Origin of the sequence: Chromobacterium piscinae (assembly GCF_021129175.1) — a bacterium.
Classification (GTDB): Bacteria; Pseudomonadota; Gammaproteobacteria; order Burkholderiales; family Chromobacteriaceae; genus Chromobacterium; species Chromobacterium piscinae.
Genome location: NZ_JAJOHV010000151.1, coordinates 1 through 2,407 on the forward strand (window position 1 = coordinate 1; position 2,407 = coordinate 2,407).

General features: G+C 55.1%; 2 protein-coding genes. Both read left to right on the plus strand.

Going from position 1 to position 2,407, the window contains the following annotated elements; genetic code table 11:
• Positions 1–449: hypothetical protein (locus LQR33_RS23460; protein WP_231470657.1), on the plus strand; the 449-nt coding region annotated here is incomplete at its 5' end.
• Positions 450–912: 463 nt separating this feature from the next.
• Complete coding sequence (locus LQR33_RS23465) at positions 913–1,941, plus strand: IS110 family RNA-guided transposase (RefSeq protein WP_231470659.1); 1,029 nt, start codon at positions 913–915, stop codon at positions 1,939–1,941.
• The last annotated feature ends 466 nt before the right edge of the window (positions 1,942–2,407 follow it).

A 2,407-nucleotide genomic window follows, 5' to 3' on the forward strand; every position in this document is an offset into this window, starting at 1 on the left:
AGGGGATGTTGGCGGATGCAGCTGCGAGTTATGCCAAAGATGCGGGTGTTTCTCCGCAGCAGTTGGCGCTGTTGACTGTTGCGGTTGGGTCAATTAAAGCAGTGCGGCCATTAAGTATAGATCCTAAAAAGTTTGAATATCTTTTTGGGAACGTGAATAGTAATAGTCACAATGCGGATAGGTCGACTCAACTGGCGCAGACTATGAGAAAGCTAGGATTGGAAACAAATGAGTCTGGCAAGAGGGTTTTGATAGAGCATTTTGAAAAAGTAGTTGCAGAGAAAAGTAATGTTAGGGAGGTTTTTTCAAAAGGAAATCAGAACTTTGAAATTAGAGAGTCGGTTTTGTTTGGCCCGTCGGGGAAGGCGGTGAAGTTAGAAACCTCTTTCGAGGTTATGTCGGATGGGACGAGAAGGTTTGTAACAACAATTCCAAAAGAAGGGGGGTAAGTGATGTTTATTAGGTCGGTGCCAGATAGTATTGAGCTTTTGGGTTTTTTTGAGTCGGATCCTGTAACTGAAAATAAGCAGGATCTACATTTTTCATATAGATATACTGATGCTAGTAATGTCACGGTTGTTTTTTCTTATTGCGAAGTCGCAGGGTGGATTCAGGTTGTTTTGGAATTTCAGGGGCGCGAAATATTTCGATTCTTGTGTGAGTGTGTTTCTTGTTTTGAAATAAGGCGAGATAGTGTTGGGGAGGTTTTAAGTGCAGAGGTTATGCTTGGGAGTGTGAGGCATAATTTTTCATTAAGAGTGTACCCTTTTGTGAGTTTTAATTGCTCAAATTTGGAGATGTAAGAGTAGGTGGGAAGGGCGCTGTTAATGAAATGGACGCCCCCTTCCGGAAGCGGCATCGCGGTGCCACAGTGAATTTGCAACCAACTCACTGATCGAAGGGAGCGTCACCATGAACATTAGAACGATCGGGCTGGATCTGGCCAAGAACGTGTTCCAGGTCCACGGCGTGGATGCGCAGGGCAAGGTGGTGCTACGCAAGCAGGTGGCTCGTGCGTCATTGGCGGCGTTTTTTGCCAACCTGCCGCCCTGTCTGGTCGGGATGGAGGCGTGTGCCAGCGCGCACTTCTGGGCCCGCAAGCTGGTGGCACAGGGTCACGTCGTCAAGCTGATGGCGCCCCAGTTTGTGAAGCCCTATGTCAAAGGCAGCAAGACCGATGCGGCCGATGCCGAGGCGATCTGTGAAGCGGTGTCCCGTCCCAACATGCGCTTTGTGCCGGTGAAGTTACCCGAGCAACAAGCGCTGCTGGCGGTGCACCGGGCCCGGGCCGGTTTCGTCAAAGCCCGCACCGCCCAAGCCAACCAGCTGCGTGGCTTGCTGGCTGAATTCGGCATCACGATTCCGGTTGGGTTGGCGTCGTTACGACGGCGCCTGCCGCTGATTCTGGAGGACGTGGAGAGCGGCTTGCCGGGCATGATGCGCGAACGGGTAGCCCGGCTGGCGGAGCATCTACAGGCATTGGATCAGCAGGTCGCCGAACTGGAGAAACAGATCCAACTGTGGCATCGCCAGAGTGAACCCTCGCAGCGGCTAGCGGCGATCCCGGGCATTGGTCCGATTACCGCTACCGCCTTGGTCGCCAGCATTGGCGATGCGCGTGCGTTCAGCAACGGGCGCCAGCTGGCCGCCTGGTTGGGGCTGGTGCCGCGGCAGCATTCCAGCGGCGGCAAGCCGGTCTTGCTCGGGATCAGCAAACGGGGGGACGTCTACCTGCGCACCTTGCTGATCCATGGGGCCCGGGCCGTCATCAGTCATGTTGAACACCGCTGCGATCAAGCGGAGAGCTGGTTGAAACGCCTGCTGGGCCGACGCAACCGCAATATCTCCGCAGTGGCGCTGGCCAACAAGAATGCCCGAGTCGTGTGGGCGCTGCTGGCCCATGATCGGCAATATGGGGTACCCACCCCGTTGGCCGCGTGAGCGCCTGAGCTGACCCCCGTCAGCAACAAGAAAGGCTTTCCTACCGATTGCCCAGGCAATCACGACGTGATGGCGAGACAGGTCAGACCGTGGCGGAGTCAACCTGCGTTATGCAAGGCACTGCGAGTGCGCGCTGTTGTTCAGGACTCAGCCAGCGGAATCCATCAGGGGCCGAGACATCGTGTCTCAATACAGCCCGAATATATGGCTGCAATCGTTCCTGTTCACCGTCATGAACTGAAAGCTTGGCAAGCCGGGGGCGTCCATATATGCATATACCTGGGCAGGATGAGTCCCCCTTTCCCAAACAGATTTATGTCACCGCTACCGTGCAAGGTCCAGCATGCACATTGCATGGCCTGGCCGGCGGCAATGTGCAAGTCGCCATCAGTGGTGCGGCCGCCGCCACCAAGGCAGCCAGAGTGGCGGCAATAACAGCAGCGGCTGGAACGTGGGCGTCAGCATA

Coding starts and splice junctions, on each gene's coding strand:
- LQR33_RS23465 (WP_231470659.1), top strand. CDS start 913: ATGAACATTAGAACGATCGGGCTGGATCTGGCCAAGAACGTGTTCCAG.